We start from the raw sequence: 18716 nt of genomic DNA on the forward strand, positions 1-18716 counted from the left end.
GGGGTGCCGCCGGGCGAGATTTCCGGGTGGCAAGCCACATTCTTTTTACAAGCCTCCCGGTCCCCAAGCCAAAAAAACGAGGAGGTTGTATGAGTCAAAAACTGGCATACGTCACGGGGGGGATGGGCGGCATCGGTACCGCCATCTGCCAGCGCCTGCATAAGGATGGTTTCAAGGTCGTCGCCGGTTGCGGGCCGACCCGCAATTACCAGGAGTGGCTGGCCGAACAGAAGGCCTTGGGTTTCACTTTCTACGCCAGCGCCGGCAACGTCGGCGATTGGGATTCCACGGTGGAGGCCTTCGCCAAGGTTAAGGCCGAGCACGGGCCGGTGGCGGTGCTGGTGAACAACGCCGGCATCACCAAGGACGGGCAGTTCCGCAAAATGAGCAAGGCGGACTGGGATGCGGTGCTATCCACCAACCTGGACAGCCTTTTCAACGTCACCAAGCAGGTCATCGAAGACATGGTGGAGGCCAATTTCGGCCGCATCATCAACATCTCTTCGGTGAACGGCCAGAAGGGCCAGTTCGGCCAGGTGAACTATTCCACCGCCAAGGCCGGCATCCACGGCTTCACCATGGCCCTGGCCCAGGAAGTGGCGGGCAAGGGCGTCACGGTGAACACCGTCAGCCCCGGCTACATCGGCACCGACATGGTCCGCGCCATCCGCCCCGAAGTGTTGGAGAAGATCGTCGCCACGGTGCCGGTGAAGCGTTTGGGGGAACCCTCCGAGATCGCTTCCATGGTGGCCTGGCTGGCCTCCGCCGAAGGGGGCTATGCCACCGGGGCGGACTTCTCGGTCAACGGCGGTCTGCACATGGGCTGATTCGTCACCCGCGTTGGCCCCTCAGCCGGCCCCTTGCGGGCCGGTTTTCATTGGTGGGCCAGGAGGGCCTAATCGGCCAGGGCCAGCTCCGCCTGCCGCAGTCCGCGGGCCTGGCGGATGCGCTCGATCCAGATTTCTGCCGCTTCCGGCTCGCCATGCAGGTAGCCCTGGTGGATGACGGAGCCGCAATCCCGCAGGAAGTCCGCATGGGCCTGGGTTTCCACCCCTTCGGCGACGATTTCCAGCTCCAGGTGCTGCGCCACGGCAATGATGGTCTGCACCAGGGCCGCGTCGCTGGGGTTGTTGGGGGCATCCTGGATGAAGCTGCGGTCGATCTTCAGTTCATGGACCGGCAGCCGCTTCAGGTAGGCCAGGCTGGAATAGCCGGTGCCGAAATCGTCCATGGAGAAGCGGACCCCCAGGGTGGTCAGGGTGTCCATCTTGGCGATGGCTTCATCCAGGCTGTCGATGACCAGGCCTTCGGTGATTTCCAGAACCAGCAGACCGGGGTCGGCCCCGGTCTCCAGCAGGGTCTGCTGCACGTTGGCGAGGAAGTCGGGGCGCTGGAAATGGCGGGGGCTGACGTTTACCGAAATGCGCAGGGGCATGCCCATGCCTTCCAGCTCGGCCAGGAGCTTGCACACCTCGGTGAGCATCCAGCGATCCAGGGTGACGATGAGATCCGACTCCTCGGCCAGGGGAATGAAGCGCCCGGGATAGGTCAGCCCGATCAGGGGGTGCTGCCAGCGCACCAGGGCCTCGGCGCCGACGTAACCGCGCTGTTCATCCACCTGGGGTTGCAGGAAGAGGCGTAGTTCGCCGTCGCGACAGGCGCGGTGCAGCTCCCGCTCCATCAGGTAATGCTCGCGGATGGCCTCGGCCATGGCGCTTTCGTAGAAGACGGTATGGCCGCCGCCGGCATCCTTGGCCTGGTGGATGGCGGTTTCGGCCTGGCGCAGGATATCGGCGGCATCGGTGCCGCGGCTGTTGGGGGGCAGCAGGGTGATGCCCATGCTGGCTTCCAGGTGGAAGGTCTCCCCGCCTACCTCGATCCCTTCCCGCAGGCGCTGGCGTACCTTTTCGGCAATGGCCTGGACGTTGCTGGCCAGGCTGCTGGCGGGGTCGCCCTGGTGGGCCAGGAGAATGGCGAATTCATCTGCATCCACCCGGGCCAGCAGGTCGTCATGGGACAGGCTGCGGGAGATGCGGGCAGCGACGATCTTCAGCAGGGCATCGCCCACCGCCAGGCCCCGGGCCTCGTTGATGCGCTTGAAGCGGTCCAGGTCCACCAGGATCAGGGCGGCGAAGCGATTGCGCTCCTCACCGTCGGCGCCATGGCGTTCCATTTCCCGCAGCAGCTGGGCCCGGTTGGCCATGCCGGTAAGAGGGTCGTTCCAGGACAGGTGCTCGGCTGCCTGTTGGGCATTGCGGATTTCCGTCAGGTCGGCGAAGACGAAGACATAGTTGGTCACTTCGCCCTGCTCGTTGCGCACGCTGCTGATGGTCTGCCACTTGGGGAAGATCTTGCCGTTCTTGCGGCGGTTCCAGATTTCGCCGGTCCAGCGGCCGCTGTCCAGCACCGTGCGCCACATGGCCTTGTAAAAGGCCGGGCTGTGCTGGTCGGAACGCAGGAAGCGCATGCTGCGGCCCTGCACTTCCTGTTCCGTGTAGCCGGTGATCTGGCAGAAGGCCGGATTGACGGCCAGGATGTTGGCGTCCACATCGCAGACCACGATGGCTTCGGCGGTGGTCTCGAACACATGGGAGGCCAGGCGCTGGCGGTCTTCAGCCTGGCTCCAGGCGGCCAGGAAGCGGTTGAAGGCCCGGGCCACGATGCGGATTTCCCGGCTGCCGCTTTCCGGCACCGGACGGGCCTTGGCCTCCAGCCCTTCGGCCTCGGTGCGTTGCTCCACAGCGGCCGCCAGTTCCCCCAAGGGGCGCATCTGGCGGCGGGCGAAAGACCACAGCAGGGGGGCGCAGAGCAGCATCAACATCAGGGTGGTGAGGATCATGCGCCGCTGCACCGTGCCCAGGGCCTGGAAGGCTTCGGTGGCGGGGATGACGGAGGCCAGCAGCCAGCTGTTGGTCTGCAGGCGCTTGAAGGTAAACAGGCCGTGCAGGCCACGGCTATTGACCCCTTCGCCGGTACCCTCGAAGCCGGCAAAGGCTCGGTCCAGCACCGGATTGCTGCCATAGGGGGCGATGGGCTTGAGGATGCGCTCCCGGTCCGGGTGGGCGATCACGGTGCGGTCCGGTGCCACCATGTAAAAGTAGCCGGTGTCGCCGATCTTGCGCTGGGGCAGGGAGCCCAGGAGGTTGGGCTTGTAGAGGTTCAAGACGCCGCCAAGGATGCCGGCCAGACGACCTTGGGCATCCAGGATGGGGGCGGCGATGACGACGATGGGCTGGCCGGTGGAGCGCCCCAGGACCGGCTGGGAAACCACCGCGGCAAGCCGCTCCTGCACGCCCTTGATGTAATCCCGGGCCGACATGTCGAGGCCCCGGCGACTGGCCTTGCGGGGCCAGTCCACCAGCAGCAGGCCCTTGGCGTCGAAAATGTAGAGATCGTCGAACATGGAGAGCAGGGCCCGCTCTTCCGTGAGAAAACGCTCCAGTTCGTCATGGCGCCCCATGGCGGCTATCGGCACTACCTTGGCAGCCTGGGAGAGGGCTTCCTGCCGTTCCTGGATCTTTTCGTCGAGGCCCGCGGCCACTTCGGAGACCAGGGCAAACTGATCCACCTTGATGCGCTCGATCATGTCCCCCCGCAGGACGAAGAACTGCACCATGGATTGCACCAGCAGCAGGGTGAGACCCAATACGACGGCCCCCAGGGTCAGCTTGAACTTCAGGCTGGCACCCTCGAAATCGAGTAGGCGTCTGGCAGATGGGGGCAGTCGGATCATGGTGCGGGGCGTAGGCCGGTCCCTTGTCATGTGGCGGTGATAGTCATCGGTCATGCTACCCACCGTCCCCGGCAGCGTCTATGAACTAAGTGGTGCTTTTGGACCAAAAAGCATCGTTTTCCGGGGCGTGCCCGCCTACAATAGCGGTTTGATCCTCCGCACTTATTGCCCACGGAAATTGCCATGACTTTCAAGGTATTCATCGACGGCCGCCACGGCACCACCGGTCTGAAGATCGACGAGCGCCTCTCCATCCGCCCGGAAATCGAAATCCTCACCATCCCCGAGGAGCAGCGCAAGGATCCGGCGGTCAAGGCCGAATACATCAACAGCGCCGACGTGGTCTTCCTCTGCCTGCCCGATGCCGCCTCCAAGGAATCCGTCTCCCTGCTGGCTCCGGGCAACACCAAGACCCGCTTCCTCGATGCCTCCACCGCCCACCGTACCCACCCGGACTGGGTGTACGGCCTACCCGAACTCAACGGCGGCCAGCGCCAGCGCGTGGCTAAGGCCCAGAAGGTGGCCGTGCCCGGTTGCCACGCCAGCGGCTTCATCATGCTCATGCATCCCCTGGTGGCTGCCGGCATCGTGCCCAAGGATTACCCGGCTAGCACCTACTCCATCACCGGCTACAGCGGTGGCGGCAAGGAAATGATCGCCAGCTATGAAGCGCCGGCCAGCCTGCCCGAAACCATGAAGAGCCCGCGCTTCTACGCCCTGGGCCTGGCCCACAAACATCTGCCGGAAATGCAGATGCAGACCGGCCTGGCCCACCAGCCCCTGTTCACCCCCATCGTCGGCAACTTTGCCCAGGGTATGGTGGTGGCGGTGCCCCTGCTGCCTCGTTTGCTCGGCAAAAAGGTCACCCCGGCAGACGTGCAGGCCTTCTACAGCGAGTATTACGCCGGTGAAGTCTTCGTCAAAGTAATGCCCGCCGATGCCGCCCCGGTGCTGGATAACGGCTTCCTGCCCGCTACCACCTGCAACGACACCAACCGTGCCGAGATTTTTGTTTTCGGCCACGGCGAGCAGATTCTGGTGGCCGCCCGTTTCGACAACCTGGGCAAGGGTGCTTCCGGCGCCGCCATCCAGTGCATGAACCTCATGCTGGGTGTGGACGAGGCGACCGGTCTGGCGCGCTGATCGCCCCCTGCCGTATGGCCCTCAGGCCGGTATGGGAAACCATGCCGGCCTTTTTGTTGTCTGCCGCCGGGGCCGCCAATGGGGGGCAGGGTGGGGTAGGTGGCGTCGTGCCGTGTGGTGCCTGCCTTTCCAGCAAGAGTGGAGGGCGTCGTAAAATGGCGCCATGCGTTTAAAGGCCAGCTCCCCCCCTTCTGACGAGACGCTGTTCCTGCGCCTCGACCTCCTGCGTTTTCCCCTCATCGTCGGCGTCGTTTTCATCCATGCCTACGAAACCAGCGTTGGCTTTGCCGGTGGCGCCATCGGCAGCAGTCAGGGTAGCCCGGTGGGAGATTTCATCCGCAACCTCATCTCCCAGGGCCTGGCCCGGGTGGCGGTGCCGCTGTTTTTCCTCATCTCCGGCTTTCTTTTCTTCCGGCATTTCAGCGCCACCTTGCCGGCCTACGGCGCCAAGCTCCGGGCCCGCCTGCACACCCTGCTCATTCCCTATCTTTTCTGGAATCTCGCCACCCTGGCGGTGGTGGCCCTGGCCCAGGCCCTGCCGGCCACTGCCGGCTTCTTCTCGGGCAAGAGCCTGCCCATCGCCAGCTATGCTTCCGGCGATTACGTCGATGCCCTCTTCGGTATTGGCCGTATGCCCATTGCCTACCAGTTCTGGTTCATCCGGGATCTGATGCTGCTGGTGCTGGCGGCCCCCCTGGTCTTCCTGGGCGCCCGCTTTCTGCCGCGCCTCGGCGTCCTGCTGCTGGTCGTGGGCTGGGTGCTGCCGCTCTGGCCCCTGGCCATGCCGGCGGCGGATGCGGCCCTGTTTTTCTTTCTGGGGGCTGCCGTTGCCCTGCAGGGCTGGAACCTCTTCGCCCTGGACGGTCATGCCCGCTGGCTTGTTCCCACCTACCTTGTGCTGGCCTTGGCCGATGCCGCCCTGGCCCAGCAGGGCCTCGGCGTGTACCTCCACTCCGTATCCATCATTGTCGGTATCGGCGCCGCCCTGTGCCTCTCGGGGCCCCTGGCCCGCAGCGGGCGGTTGCGGCAATGGCTCATGCAGCTTTCCGGTGCCAGCTTCTTCGTCTATGCCGCCCACGAACCGGTACTGACCATCGCCCGCAAGCTGGCCTACAAAGCCTTGCAGCCAACTTCAACGCCGATGGTGATGCTGCTTTATTTCGCCATTCCCCTCGGGGTAATCGGAGTGCTGCTGCTGGCGCAGGCGTTGCTGCGCCGCTGCCTGCCCGGAGTGGCCCGGGTGATCAACGGCGGGCGGGCCTAGGCGACGTTCAATGCACCGTGCACACCATGCACGGATCGAAGGAGCGCACCACGTGCTGTACCAGCACCGGCGCTGCTTCGTCCTTGGGGATGGGCAGGCCCACCAGGGCCTGCTCCAGGGGGCCGGGGGTGCCGGCGGCGTCCCGGGGGGAGAAATTCCAGGTGGTGGGGGCGATGATCTGGTAGCCGGCGATGGCACCGTTTTTGACCGTCAGCCAGTGGCCCAGGCTGCCCCGGGCGGCTTCGGTGAGGCCGACGCCGACGGCGGCATCCGGCCGTTCGCCGTGGGCGCAGAAGGGTTCGCCGGGGGCCAGTTGCTGCACCCAGTTTTCCATGGCTGGGATGAGGGCGGCGATTTCGAGCATGCGGGCGACGATGCGGGCGGTGACGTTGCCGCCGGCGGATTTCCCTCCGCTTTTGGGTGATTGATCCCGCACCAGGTCCTGGGCCAGGGGCTGGCCGGCCACCAGTTGCCGTGCCAGGGCGCCCACCTCGGCCACCTGGCCGCCGTAGCGGGGGGCCTTGCACCAGGTGTAGGCGTCCTCCTTCTCCAGCAGGGGCCGGGTCTGGCCCTGGGCGGGCGCCTGGGGGGCGTCGCCGGCCAGCCAGGCGTGGCTCAGGTCCTCGACGATGCGGGCGGTGTCCAGCTCGGCGCGGCGGCCCTTGGCGCCGTCCCAGACGCCGGCGGGGAAGAGGCTGCCGACGGAGCCCGGGTAGGCGCCGACGCTCAGGAAGAGATTGCCGGCCCGGCCCACCTGCTGCAGGCCCAGGTCGTCGGCCAGGGCCAGGAAGCGGGGAAAGTCGGCCTGGCGTCCGGCGGCCCAGGCCCGCAAGGCGTCGGCCGAATCCAGGACGGCCACGGTTTCCAGGGCGTCGCCGAACAGTGTGCTTTCCAGCCAGGCACGGAACTCCCGCAGTACGGCGTAGAGGCGGATTTTCTCCGCCGCCAGCACCGCCCGGGTGGTGCCGCCGGGCTGCAGGGCCATGGTGTGGGGCCATTTGCCGGCCAGGTAGCCCTGCAGGCGCATGAAACCGGCCCGGGCGGGCAGCATCTCCGCCGTGGCCCGTCCCGTCTGGGCCTTGAAGCGGCCTTCGGTCTCGGCGAACCAGGGCTTGGCGGCGTAGGCGGCCCGGGCGAAGTCCGGCATGAAAAAGAGGTAGAAGTGGGTCAGGTGGTCCGCCAGGTTTTCCCCGGCCTGGATCAGGTTGCGGGCGAGGCGGCCGTTGGGCGGCGAGGTCAGGCCCATGGCCTCGGCCAGGGCGCTGGCGGCGGCGGCCGACTGGGCCACGGAGCAGATGCCGCAGATGCGCGGCACGATGGCCAGGGCGTCCAGGGGTGCCTTGCCCAGCAGCATGGGCTCGAAGCCGCGGTAGAGGGGGGCGTTCACCCGGGCCGAGTGCACAGCGCCGTCACTCACCTCCAGGCTCACTTCCAGGTCGCCTTCGACCCGGTTGAAGGGACCCAACACCAGCTTGCTCATTTCAACCCCGTCTTGCGGATGGCCGGCATCACCACCGGATGGTCGGCGGCGGCGTTTTCCCGCACCCGCTTCGGCGTCGCCGATTTCGACAGGGCGGCGAGGGCGACGAACCAGGCCTTGGGCATGTCCGAAGGCAGGCCGATGGGAATGCCCGCCACCTTGGGCGTTTCCATGAAGGGATGGCCCGGCTCCTCGAAGCCCGGCTCGGTGCAGGAGATGCAGGGGTAGCCGCCGCGCAGGCAGGAGCCGACGCCGTTCCACACCCGAGTGTTGCAGTCGGCGTGGGCCTGGGTGCCCTTGCAGCCCAGGTTCTCCATGAGGCAGCCCAGCTCCGAGGGCTTGTGGGCGCTGGCCTTGAATTCGTAGAACTCGTTGCGCGGGCAGCCGTGGTGCACCAGCTGGTCCGAATAGAAACGGGGGCGCTGCAGGGCGTCCAGGTCGTTGTTGCCAAGCTGACCAAGGGCCAGGGCCATGAGGCTGTCCACCACCCAGCCTGGGTGGGTCGGGCAGCCGGCCACGTTCACCACCGGCAGGCCGGCGGCGCTGCGCCAGTCTACGCCCAGGACGCCGCCCTTCTCATCGCCCTCGAACTGCAGGCCGCAGGCGTCGGTGCTGTTCTCCCCCGCCGCCGGCACGCCGCCGAAGGCGGTACAGGAGCCGATGGCGAAGACGTGGCGGGCCTGGCCGGCCAGACGCTGCACCCAGTCCAGCATGGGAATGCCGGTGCCGGCGAGGATGTGGAAGCGCCCGCTACCGTTGGGTCCCCGCAGCACGGCGCCCTCGACGCAGAGGATGTCCACCGGCACCTTGCCGCTGGCAGCGTCTTCAAGAATAGCCAGGGCTTCGGGGCCGGAAGCTTCGGAGAGGGCCGGGTGGAAGAGCACGCGGATGCCCACGTCCTCCAGCTGCCGCAGCAAATCCCGGGCGTCGGCGCCGAGCAGGGAGAGGGTGCAGCCGCCGCAGCCGCCGGCCTGGAGCCAGAGGAGGTTCACGGGAAAACCTTGGCCACAGAGGGCACAGAGATCACAGAGGGTGTCCTCTGGAATTTGCCGTTCCTCACGCTTGAAGCAAGCGCCGACCGTTGCACAGCCCGGAAAAACTCTGTGTTCTCTGTGCCCTCTGTGGCAACGAATCTAAGCATCACCCCTTCTCCAGCCCGTAGCGCACCAGCTTGTTGCGCAGGCCGACGCGGGAGAGGCCCAGGTCGGCGGCGGCCTTGGATTTGTTCCAGCGGTGGCGGATCAGGGCCTCCTTCACCACCTTGGCTTCCAGCTGTTCCATGCGCTCCTTGAGGCCGCCGGAGAGGTCGGCGAGGAAGGACAATTCCGCATCCTCATGGACCCCCACCGGCGCCCGCAGCACCCGGGGCGAGAGCAGCTCGGCGCCCAGTTGCTTGCCTTCGCACAGGGCCAGCATGCGCAGGATCTCGTTTTGCAGTTCCCGCACGTTGCCGGGCCAGCGGTAGGCGGCGATGCAGGCCAGGGTCTCGGTGGTGAAACCCTGCACGGTCTTGCCCAGGGCTTTCTGGGAGGCTTCCAGCAGGCGCTGGGCCAAGAGGGGAATGTCCATGGGCCGCTCCCGCAGGGGCGGCACGTGCAGGGTGACGGTGGCCAGGCGGTAGTAGAGGTCCTCGCGGAAGCGACCTTCCCGCACCTCGGCCTCCAGGTCCCGGTTGGTGGCGGCGATGACCCGCACATTGACGCTCACCGGCCGGGGGCTGCCGAGGGGGCGGAACTCGCCCTCCTGCAGCACCCGCAAGAGCTTCACCTGGAAGGCCGGGGAGGTCTCGCCGATTTCGTCGAGGAAGATGGTGCCGCCGTCAGCCTGCTGGAAGAGGCCGATGCGGTCCTCGTAGGCGCCGGTGAAGGCGCCCCGTTTGTATCCGAAGAGTTCCGCTTCCAGCAGCTGGTCCGGCAGGGCGCCGCAGTTCTCCACGACGAAGGCCTGGCGGTCCCGCCGGCTCTGGTAGTGGATGGCCCGGGCCAGCATTTCCTTGCCGGTGCCCGACTCGCCCATGAGCAGCACCGAGAGGTCATAGGGGGCGATGCGCTGCACCATGTCGCAGACCGGGTTCATGGGGCTGCCGGCGCTGCGGGTGAGGCCGTCCAGGCCCAGCTCCCGCTTCACCCGTTCGTACTTCATCTCCACCTTGCTCGCCAGCACCGGCTCGGCGGCGCGCAGTTCCAGGGAGAGGCGCTGGTTGTCCTGCTGCAGGCGCCACACGTTGGCGGCGCTTTTCAGGGTCAGCAGCAGCTGTTCCGGCTGCCAGGGCTTCAGAAGGTACTGGTAGATGCCGGCCTCGTTGATGCCGGCGATGATGTCGCCAGCCTCGGTGTAGCCGGAGAGGACGATGCGCACCACATCGGGCCAGCGCTGGCGCACTTCGGTGAGGAAGGCGACGCCGGAGGTGCCGGGCATGCGCTGGTCGCACAGCACCACCTGCACGCCACGGCCCGCCTGCTCCCGCTCCATGATGGCCATGGCTTCGTCGGCGCCGGAGGCGGTGAAGACGGTGAAGTCTTCCTCCAGGGTACGGCGCAGGGCCTCCTGGGAGCGGACTTCATCGTCCACCACGAGGACGGCGGGCAGGGCGGGGGCATTTTTCATGGCGCTTCAGTTCGTCTCGGGGACGCTCCAGCCCAGGTCCCGGTGCTTCGACAGGTGGCGCGGCGTCCAGGACTGGGGCGACTTGTGCACGAAGTGGTAACGGGCCACATGATAGCTGGGGTCGAAGCCGTAGAAGTTGCGCTGCATGTGGGCCAGCTCCTCGGCGCGCCAGGCGGAGAGGGGCTTCTCGGCCTCGTCGGAGGCCCGTCGGGCGGCCTTCGCGGCCAGGCGCTGGGCCAGGTCCGGCGCGGCGGCCAGCTCGGCGGCGCGGCGCGCCACGTCCACGCGGAAGGCCTGCGGCGTGCCGGCCAGGGCAGCGTCGAGGAAGCCCAGGGCCACGCCCTCGTCGGCGGTCATGGGCAGGCGGTGCTGCATGATGGCCCGGGCCCCGTCCGCGCCGACCCGGGGCGGCAGCAGGTAGGTCCAGAACTCGGAACCGTAGAGGTTGCCCATGTTCTTGTAGTGGGGGTTGAGGATGACGCCCTGGCGGGCCCACAGCAGATCGGCAGCCCGGGCCAGGAAGCAGCCGCCGGCCCCGGCGTTGCCGCCCAGGGCGGCGATGGTGAGCTTGCCGGTGGCGCGGATGAGGGCCTCGGCCAGGTCGTCCATGGCGTTGATGTTGCGCCAGGATTCGTCGGCGGGGGAATCCGCCGCCTCGATCAGGTTGAGGTGGATGCCGTTGGACCAGAAGTCCCGCCCGCCCATCAGCACCAGTACGGACGTCGGTCGTTCCAGGGCGAAGTGGAGGGCTTCCAGCAGCCGCTGACAGTGGCCGGTGCCCATGGCGCCGTTGTAGAAGTCGAAGTGGAGGAAGCCGACGGCGCCGGCCTCCTCATAGCGGATGTCCTGCCAGGTGGCGTGGTCGGCGGCGAACCAGCCGTCCAGGGGCGCTTCCGGGATCTCGGCCAGCCGCTCGGCGAAGGCCGTGGTGGCGGGCAGCTTGAAGGCGTGAGGGTAGGCTCCGCCCCGCTTCACATGGCCCAGCCACAGGGCGCCGTCCGCCGTGGCCCGGCACAGGGCGGTTTCGCGGCGGGTGATGATGGCGCCGGGGGTGCCGCGCAGCTTGGCTTCCGGCCAGGCGTCGTAGAGATGGCAGGGTTCGCCGAAGAGTTCGTCGAGCACGCCGGGAAAGCCGTCGGCGGCGTTGAGCTTGCGCAGCACGGTGGCGGTGTCGTCCCGGGACCAGTCGATGCCCCGGTCCGTCTGCCGCATCAGGGGGCGCTCCCGGCCTCGGACCGCAGGATCGGCCGGGTCGGGGCGGCGGGGCGTGAAGCCGCCGGCCTGGAAACGCTCGATGGCTTCCAGGGAGGCGCGGCAGGCGGCCTCGGTCACTTCCTGGCGGTACACGCTGGCCTTCTTGCCGCCGCCCAGGGGGAATTCGGCGCTGGCCCAGACCGGGCCAGCATCCATCTCCTCCTCGGCCTGCAGCACGGTGACGCCCCAGGTCTCCTCCCCGTTCTGGATGGCCCAGTCCAGGGCCGAGGGGCCCCGGTCGCCGACGATGCCCGGATGCACGATCAGGCACAGGTGCTTGGACCACAGTTCCTCGGCGATGGCCCGCTTCAAGAAGGGGGCCAGGATCAGGTCGGGGCGGAAGAGGGCGACGGCCTCGGCGGTGACCGAATCGGCAATGTCGAACTCCACCGACACCTCATGGCCCCGGGCCGTCAGTTCGGCGTGGAGGCGCTGGGTCAGGCTGTTGAAGGTGTGGGTGAGGAGGAGGATGCGCAGGGAAGCCATAGGGCCGCAATTCTAGCGGCCCCGGGGCTTTTTTGACTTGATGTAACGCAATCAGCCGAGGAAGAGGTCCACCCCCAGCATCAGGGCGATGCCGCCGGCCAGGGCGCCGGAGACCTGGGGCAGGCCGCCCCGGCTCTTCAGTTCCGGCAGCATTTCGTGGAAGACCACGAAACCCATGGCGCCGGCGGCGAAGGCCAGGCCCACCGGGTAGAGGGCCGGGTTGTCGCCCAGGACCGTGGCGGCGATCCAGGCCCCCACAGGCTCGGCCAGGCCGGTGGCGGCGCCCAGCAGCACGGCCCGCTGCAGGTTCATGCCGGCAGCGCCCAGGGCCAGGGCCACCAGCAGGCCCTCGGGCACATCCTGCACGGCGATGGCCAGGGCCACCGGCACCACGGCCCCTGCACCGCCGCTGGCGGCGATGCCCACCGCCATGCCTTCGGGGAAGTTGTGCAGGAACAGGGCCAGGGCCAGCAGCAGGCCCCGGGAGGCATGGGTGGCCGGGCCATGGACGCCGCTGACGGCGTGGGCGTGGGGCAGGGCCTTGTCCAGGCCCAGCATCAGGCCGACGCCGGCGCCCAGGGCCAGCAGCACGGCCAGGGGCGAGGCATTGCCAAAGACCGGCGCGGCGGCTTCGATGGCGGGAATGAAAAGGGAGACGATGGCGGCGGCCAGCATCACCCCGGCGGCGAAGGCCATCAGCTGGTCTTCCCGGCGGCCGTTGAGCTTGCCGAGGAAAAGCATGGCCACGGCGCCGGCGGCGGTGGCGGCGGCGCCGGCCAGGCCTCCCAGCAGCGCGCCGATCATGGCGCTGCTGGCCAGGGCATCGCCCAGGGCGGCGGCCCCATGGGCGGCCAGTACCACCGAACCGGCCACCGCCACGGCTAGGCCGGCCAGGCTGCGGACGGGGTGCCGGCCATGCAGGAGGTGGGCATCGACTTCATGGATGAGGGCAGACATGGCGGGCTCCGGCTGCGTAGTGATCAGGGAATGAGGCCATTACAGCAAAGTCGATTTGATTGATCCAATGAATTGATGGAATTGTTTCAATAGTCAGGCGCAATAATATCGGGCTAGCCCTGCCGTCCCATGCCGTATGGCTATTTGGTGCCCGGGTGAAAAAAATTATCCACTGTCTTTTTAGGGGCTTAGGCCATTTTCTCCGGGGTTGAAGCGGTGCTTTATCACCTTCGTATTATTTTTCAAAGGGTTAGCTTTGGTTAGCATGGCTGCACTCTCACCGCATTGACGGGAGAGGCGTCAAAAAAACAAGAGTCGCTGTCTTCGCTGCTGTTCCTGGGAGGTTTGTTTCGCATGCAACGCCAACGCCGTTCCGCTTCGTCCGAGACCACCGCGCCTCGCCGTCCCCGTCGTCCCAAGACCCCTTTTCTGGCCTCGGTCCGCTTTACCGATGGCACTCGTAATATTTATGAAGTCTCCAACGCCCAGAATGAAGCCGATGCCCGGCGCATGATTCTGGAAGAACTGGAAAATGTGGTGGCGGCGATGATCGTCGTCCGGGGCTGAGCGCTTCCTTCCTGATTCCCCACCCCCGTGCCGGGATGCCCCTAGCGGCGTCCCCTCCCGGTTCTTTGCAGTGCCGCCGTGCCCCAGTCTGACGTTCTCCCTGCCGCCGCCTCTCCCCATTCCCGCTTGGCGCGCCTGCGCCGGCGCTTCGGTGGCCACTTGCGGGGGGATTGCCTTGGCGGCATGCAGGCCGTGCTCGGTGGCGTACCGGTAGAACTCAACTACGGCCTCATCACCCTGGCCCCTATGGGGGTCACCTATGGCAGCCTGGGCATCATGCTGGCCTTCATGGGCTGCATCTTGGCCGGCCTCTTCGGCCCCCTGCTGGGGGGCACCCGGGGCGTCATCAGCGGTTCCCGCCCCGGCATCGCCATTATCCTCGCCCACCTCATCGAGACCCTGCTGCGCCACCCGGACTTTCCCCTTGGTGCTCCGGGCACCGCGCCTGCCATCCTGCTGCTGTTGCTCAGTTGCTGTGCCCTGGCCGGGCTCCTGCAGATGGCCATCGGCGCCGCCGGCCTGGGGCGCGCCATCCGCTATCTGCCCTACCCGGTGCTTTCCGGCCTGATGTGCGGCATTGCCTTGCTGATGCTGCTATCCGCCCTCAAACCCCTGTTCGGCCTGGACCGGCACGCAGCCTGGGCCGCCCTGGGCTGGGCTGATGTGCGCTGGCTGTCAGTGGTGGTGGCTGGTGCCAGCCTCTACCTGTCCTTTGCTCCGCCTCGCTTCCTGCGCCCGATTCCCCCGCCCATCCTGGCGCTGACGGGAGGTACGGCCCTCTATTACGCCCTCGGATTGGCGGCCGGCTCCGAATGGCTGGGCCCGACCCTGCCGGCCTTGAGTTTCCAGTGGCCTGGCCAGTGGCTGTCGGCCCGGGAAACCCTGCTACCCGATGCCCGCCAGTGGCTGGCCCATCTGCCGACCCTGCTGCCTTTTGCCGCCACCATTGCCGTGCTGGCCTCCCTGGAAGCCATGCTCTGCGCCGTCAGCGCCGACCAGTTGTTGCACAGCCGCCACGACAGTCGCCGGGAACTGCTGGCCCAGGGCGGCGCCAACCTGGGGGCGGCCCTGCTCGGCGGCACCACCACCGCCGGGACGGCGGCCCGCTTGCTGGCCAATGTGCGAGGTGGTGGGCGTACCCCGACGGCTTCCCTTTTCTACGCCCTGGGGATGGCCGTCGTGGTACTGCTGGGCCTGCCCTGGCTGTCCCGGGTGCCGGAGGCGGTGACGGCGGTGCTGCTGGTGGCCATCGCCGTGGGCATGGTGGATGACTGGCTGCGCCGCCTGCTGCGGCAACTGATCGGCGGCCTGGGGCGTGGCGTGTCGCCGGCTGAGGCGGCCCAGCATCGGCAACTCCTGGCCCAGGGCGGCCTGGCAGCTGGTGTGGCCCTGACGGCGGTATTCCTGGGATTGCTATGGGCGGTGGGCGTCGGCGTGCTGGCCGCCATGGTGCTCTTCGTGCGCAACAACAGCCGGCCGGTGGTGGGCCGCATCAGCAGCGGCAGCCAGCGCCATTCCCTGCGGGTGCGCAGCGCCGCCGACATGCACTGGCTGGAGACCTACGGCCGGCAGATCGCCCTCATGGAACTGCAAGGCAGTCTCTTTTTCGGCACGGCAGACCGTATGCAGCAGGCGGTGGAGCAGAGCTCGGCCCGCTGGGTCATTCTCGATTTCAGCGGCGTCAAGGAAGTGGATGCCACCGGCGTGCGTTGCCTGCAGCAGCTGGCCTCCCGCCTCGAGCGCCAGGGCTGCCATCTCCTGCTGGCCCGGGTGCCGCCGGAAAGCGCCGTGGGTCGTAACCTGCTGGGCTTTGGCCTGGCTCTCAGCCTGCCGCGCCAATACTGGTTCGCCGATGCCGATAGTGCCCTGGAATTCTGCGAGAACCTGCTGCTCGACGAGCGGGGCGGCGCTGCCACCCACGATGCGCCGGTGAGCCTGGATGACTGCCTGCTGGCCCGTGGGCTGTCGGTCACGGAGCTACGCTTGCTCGAATCCTGCATGGCCTGCCATACCCTGGCCCAGGGCAGTGAAGTCTTCGCCCAGGGCGATGCGGGAGATGCCCTGTATCTGGTTAGCCGGGGGACCGTTTCCATCCGCCTGCCGGGCCAGGGCAGCCACAGTCATCGCATTGCCGCCTTTGGCCCCGGGGTGATTTTCGGCGAAATGAGTTTGCTGGAAGGCAAGCCCCGCTCCGCCACGGCCGTGGCCGACGAGGATGTGGAATTGTGGAGCCTCAGCCGCGACCGGCTGGACTGGCTGCAGGACAACCACCCGGGCGTGGCCGCCCGCCTGGTGCGCAACCTGAGTCTCGATCTGGCGGACCGCCTGCGTCTCACCACAGCGGCATTGGGAGAGGCCCAGGCCACCCTGTGACACTCCGGGCCGGGCCTGGGCCGATAGGCCGGGGGACGCCCCGGCGGGGCATCAGCAGATGCGCGGCAACTGTTCCCCGGTGAGCCAATCGACGATGCGCTTGCCGCCGAAGCCGGTGGTCATTTGCACGAAGTGGTGCGGATCCTCATGCACGCTGCCGACGATGGCGGCGCCGCTGCCCAGGGGATGGGCCTGCAGGGCCGCCAGGGCCTTGTGCCGATCTTCCCCGGCGACGATGGCGATGAGTCGTCCCTCGCAGGCACAGTAGAGCGGGTCCAGGCCGAGAAATTCGCAGGCGGCGGCCACCGCCGGCTGCACCGGGATGCGGGCCTCCTGCAGCATCATGCCGACGCCCGACTGGCGGGCGATTTCATTGAGGGTGGTGCCCAGGCCGCCCCGGGTCGGGTCCCGCAGCACCTTCACCGCGATGCCGCTGGCCAGCAGGGCCGCCACCAGGCCGTGCAGGGCTGCGGTGTCGGAAACGATGGGGGATTCGAAGGCCAGGCTTTCCCGCTGGCTCATGATAGCCATGCCGTGGTCGCCGATGGGGCCGGAGACGAGGATGGCATCGCCGGGCGCCGCCCGGTTACCGGAAAGCGCGATGCCGGCAGGCAGCCAGCCGACGCCGGTGGTGCTGATGAACACCCCGTCGCCCTTGCCCTGCTCCACCACCTTGGTGTCGCCGGTGACCACTGGCACGCCGGCTTCCTGTGCCGCGGTCGCCATGGATGCGACGATGCGCTTGAGGTCGGCCAGGGGGAAACCTTCTTCCAGGATGAAGCTGGCCGAGAGATAGAGAGGCTTGGCGCCCATGACGGCCACGTCGTTGATGGTGCCGTGTACCGAGAGGCAGCCGATATCGCCGCCGGGGAAGAAGAGGGGGGAGACCACGTGGGCGTCGGTGGCCATCACCAGCCGGCCCGGACCCTCCGGCAGCGGCATCACCGAGCCGTCGTTGCCCTGGGCCAGGTAGTCGTTGCCCAGCAGGGGGGCAAACAGTTCGTCGATGAGCTGGGCCATGGCCCGGCCGCCGCTGCCGTGGCTCATGTCCACACGGCCGTGCTTCAGGTCCAGGGGGCGGATGTAGTTCTGTTTCATGGGGACTCGCGGGGTAGTAAGGCGCAGCGCGGCTGCGAGCCCTGTGTATAGCAGAAGATCGACGGCGGAGCGTTGATCTCCGTCAGGCGGCCCGGGAGGTGGTTGCGCTGGCGGCTGCGGTGGCCGCGGCTTCCGGCGCCTGGCCCAGCAGCTGGGCGCGGACGCCGTGCCAGCTGCGCTCCAGGGCATCCACCACGTCACCGTCGAACTTGTGGCCGATGCCTTCCCAGAGAATGGTGAAGGCCTGATCCTCGCTCATGCCCGGACGATAGTGGCGGTCGGCGGTGAGGGCCTCGAAGACGTCGGCGACGGTGAGAATCTTGGCCATGAAGGGAATCTCGCCCGCCGTCAGGCCCCGGGGGTAGCCGGATCCGTCGAGATACTCGTGGTGGGAAGCGGCGATCAGGGGTACGTCCCGGTACTGACGGGCGAAATGGATGCGGTCCAGGATGCTGAAGGTGAGGGCCGGGTGCTGCTGGATGTGGGTGTATTCCTCCGTCGTCAGCTTGCCGTTCTTCTTCAGCACCTGGTCGTCGATGCCGATCTTGCCGTAGTCGTGCAGCAGGGCCGCCATTTCCAGCACCTTCAGCTCGTTGCCGGTGAAGCCCAGCTCCCGGCCGATGCCCACGGCGTAGGCAGCTACCCGGGTGGAGTGGCCGGCGGTGAGGGTATCCCGGGCGTCGATGGAGGCGGCCAGAACTTCCAGCAGGCTGTGAAACTGGCGCTCCTGGTCTTCCAGCAGCAGGGCGTTTTCCACCGCTACGGAGACCATGGACATGACGCTTTCCAGGGTCGCCCGGTCTTCCTCGGTGAAGGCCCCGTAATCCTTGTTGATGGCCTCTACCACGCCCAGGGTTTCGCCCTTGGCGCCCCGGATTGGCGTGCACAGGACGGTACGGGTGCGGTAGCCGGAGCGGCGGTCGATGGTGGGATTGAAGCGGGGGTCCAGGGCGGCCTCGGCGATATTGGCGGTTTCCCCCGTCACTGCCACCCAGCCGGCGATGCCCAGGTTGAGGTCCAGGCTGATGCGCTCCCGGGCGATGCCGTCGCTGTAAAGGGCGCTGAGACGGCGGCCCCGCCGGTCCAGCACGTAGACCGAGGCCCGCTCTGCCAGGGTGGCATCCCGCAGGGCCTGCATGGCGGCAGCGGCCAGATCGGGGCTCAGGGTATCGGCCCGATAGGCCAGGGCCAGTTCCGAAGCCACTTCGGCGGCCTGCTGCTCGTCGCTGGCCAGGAAGCGGCCGGTGCGCTTGTTGATCAGCTGCACCGCGCCCACCGCCTCGTCGTGGTCCAGCAGGGGTACCACCAGGGTGCTGCCGGTCTTGAAGCCGGTGAGGCCGTCGATGTGGGGATTGAAATGGGGGTGATCGTAGGCGTTGCCCACGTTGCTGGGGCGGCGGGTCAGCAGCACGGTGCCGACGATGCCCAGGCGCAGGGGCAGTACCAGTTCCTCTTCCAGCCCCGCCGCGAAGCGGGCCCGCAGGCAGCAATGGTCCGGGTCAAAGAGAAAGACCGAACAACGGTCCGCCCCCAGCAGGTCTGACAGTTCCTGCATGACCAGGGGCAGCAGGCGGTCGATGTCCCGCTCACCGCCGATGCGGCGCTGGATTTCCAGCAGTTTCTGGAAGCGGGCGTTCTGGTCCCGCAACAGCTCCAGCAGGTCGTCGTCTTCGTGATCCACGGGAATCCCCTTCCCCAAAACATGCCCGGATTTTACCGGGGGACGGGTTTTGTGGCGATAGGACAAACCTAAT

At 67.5% G+C, this 18716-nt stretch carries 13 protein-coding genes; 5 read left to right on the forward strand and 8 right to left on the reverse strand.

The window, feature by feature from the left end; genetic code table 11:
- Positions 1-89 precede the first annotated feature (89 nt).
- Complete coding sequence (gene phbB, locus AZSI13_RS16580; protein ID WP_109042303.1) at positions 90-827, forward strand: acetoacetyl-CoA reductase; 738 nt, start codon at positions 90-92, stop codon at positions 825-827.
- Between the two features lie 68 nt (positions 828-895).
- Here the strand turns inward: phbB and AZSI13_RS16585 are convergent, their stop codons facing one another.
- Positions 896-3733 (reverse strand): EAL domain-containing protein, encoded by a 2838-nt coding sequence (locus AZSI13_RS16585; protein ID WP_165833607.1) that lies wholly within the window; start codon positions 3731-3733, stop codon positions 896-898.
- A 183-nt stretch (positions 3734-3916) separates the two neighbouring features.
- On the opposite strand from AZSI13_RS16585, the gene argC reads away from it, so the two are divergent.
- Both argC and AZSI13_RS16595 read left to right on the forward strand, forming a co-directional pair.
- The gene (gene argC, locus AZSI13_RS16590; protein WP_109042305.1) at positions 3917-4876 is read left to right on the forward strand and encodes an N-acetyl-gamma-glutamyl-phosphate reductase; all 960 of its coding nucleotides are present in this window, start codon (positions 3917-3919) and stop codon (positions 4874-4876) included.
- A 163-nt stretch (positions 4877-5039) separates the two neighbouring features.
- Positions 5040-6140, forward strand: coding sequence for an acyltransferase (locus AZSI13_RS16595; RefSeq protein ID WP_109042306.1), 1101 nt, complete (start codon positions 5040-5042; stop codon positions 6138-6140).
- 7 nt (positions 6141-6147) lie between these two features.
- Here the strand turns inward: AZSI13_RS16595 and AZSI13_RS16600 are convergent, their stop codons facing one another.
- From AZSI13_RS16600 to AZSI13_RS16620, 5 genes are all read right to left on the reverse strand, one after another.
- A complete protein-coding gene (locus tag AZSI13_RS16600) occupies positions 6148-7620 on the reverse strand; it encodes a nickel-dependent hydrogenase large subunit (protein WP_109042307.1) in 1473 nt (490 codons plus the stop codon).
- The gene (locus AZSI13_RS16605; RefSeq protein WP_109042308.1) at positions 7617-8612 is read right to left on the reverse strand and encodes a HupU protein; all 996 of its coding nucleotides are present in this window, start codon (positions 8610-8612) and stop codon (positions 7617-7619) included. Before AZSI13_RS16605 ends, AZSI13_RS16600 begins: the two co-directional genes overlap by 4 nt.
- 148 nt (positions 8613-8760) lie before the next feature.
- Positions 8761-10227, reverse strand: coding sequence for a sigma-54 dependent transcriptional regulator (locus AZSI13_RS16610; protein ID WP_109042309.1), 1467 nt, complete (start codon positions 10225-10227; stop codon positions 8761-8763).
- Positions 10228-10233: 6 nt separating this feature from the next.
- A complete protein-coding gene (locus AZSI13_RS16615) occupies positions 10234-11967 on the reverse strand; it encodes an enoyl-CoA hydratase-related protein (RefSeq protein ID WP_109042310.1) in 1734 nt (577 codons plus the stop codon).
- A 51-nt stretch (positions 11968-12018) separates the two neighbouring features.
- Complete coding sequence (locus AZSI13_RS16620) at positions 12019-12924, reverse strand: ZIP family metal transporter (RefSeq protein ID WP_109042311.1); 906 nt, start codon at positions 12922-12924, stop codon at positions 12019-12021.
- Between the two features lie 354 nt (positions 12925-13278).
- On the opposite strand from AZSI13_RS16620, the gene AZSI13_RS16625 reads away from it, so the two are divergent.
- Together AZSI13_RS16625 and AZSI13_RS16630 are read left to right on the forward strand one after the other, a co-directional pair.
- The gene (locus AZSI13_RS16625; RefSeq protein WP_109042312.1) at positions 13279-13491 is read left to right on the forward strand and encodes a hypothetical protein; all 213 of its coding nucleotides are present in this window, start codon (positions 13279-13281) and stop codon (positions 13489-13491) included.
- Positions 13492-13569: 78 nt separating this feature from the next.
- The gene (locus AZSI13_RS16630; RefSeq protein WP_133247350.1) at positions 13570-15864 is read left to right on the forward strand and encodes an SLC26A/SulP transporter family protein; all 2295 of its coding nucleotides are present in this window, start codon (positions 13570-13572) and stop codon (positions 15862-15864) included.
- A 51-nt stretch (positions 15865-15915) separates the two neighbouring features.
- On the opposite strand, the gene hypE is transcribed toward AZSI13_RS16630, so the two are convergent.
- Complete coding sequence (gene hypE / locus AZSI13_RS16635; protein ID WP_109042314.1) at positions 15916-16962, reverse strand: hydrogenase expression/formation protein HypE; 1047 nt, start codon at positions 16960-16962, stop codon at positions 15916-15918.
- 82 nt (positions 16963-17044) lie between these two features.
- Positions 17045-18643, reverse strand: coding sequence for an HD domain-containing phosphohydrolase (locus AZSI13_RS16640; protein ID WP_109042315.1), 1599 nt, complete (start codon positions 18641-18643; stop codon positions 17045-17047).
- Between the last annotated feature and the right edge of the window lie 73 nt (positions 18644-18716).

The sequence above is a fragment of the Azospira sp. I13 genome (genome assembly GCF_003112695.1).
Taxonomy (GTDB): domain Bacteria; phylum Pseudomonadota; class Gammaproteobacteria; order Burkholderiales; family Rhodocyclaceae; genus Azospira.

Bases quoted from the DNA above. Each gene is read 5' to 3' on its own strand.
- AZSI13_RS16610 (WP_109042309.1), bottom strand. From the start codon at position 10,227: ATGAAAAATGCCCCCGCCCTGCCCGCCGTCCTCGTGGTGGACGATGAA.
- argC (WP_109042305.1), top strand. From the start codon at position 3,917: ATGACTTTCAAGGTATTCATCGACGGCCGCCACGGCACCACCGGTCTG.
- hypE (WP_109042314.1), bottom strand. From the start codon at position 16,962: ATGAAACAGAACTACATCCGCCCCCTGGACCTGAAGCACGGCCGTGTG.
- phbB (WP_109042303.1), top strand. From the start codon at position 90: ATGAGTCAAAAACTGGCATACGTCACGGGGGGGATGGGCGGCATCGGT.
- AZSI13_RS16625 (WP_109042312.1), top strand. From the start codon at position 13,279: ATGCAACGCCAACGCCGTTCCGCTTCGTCCGAGACCACCGCGCCTCGC.
- AZSI13_RS16615 (WP_109042310.1), bottom strand. From the start codon at position 11,967: ATGGCTTCCCTGCGCATCCTCCTCCTCACCCACACCTTCAACAGCCTG.
- AZSI13_RS16585 (WP_165833607.1), bottom strand. From the start codon at position 3,733: ATGATCCGACTGCCCCCATCTGCCAGACGCCTACTCGATTTCGAGGGT.
- AZSI13_RS16595 (WP_109042306.1), top strand. From the start codon at position 5,040: ATGCGTTTAAAGGCCAGCTCCCCCCCTTCTGACGAGACGCTGTTCCTG.
- AZSI13_RS16620 (WP_109042311.1), bottom strand. From the start codon at position 12,924: ATGTCTGCCCTCATCCATGAAGTCGATGCCCACCTCCTGCATGGCCGG.
- AZSI13_RS16600 (WP_109042307.1), bottom strand. From the start codon at position 7,620: ATGAGCAAGCTGGTGTTGGGTCCCTTCAACCGGGTCGAAGGCGACCTG.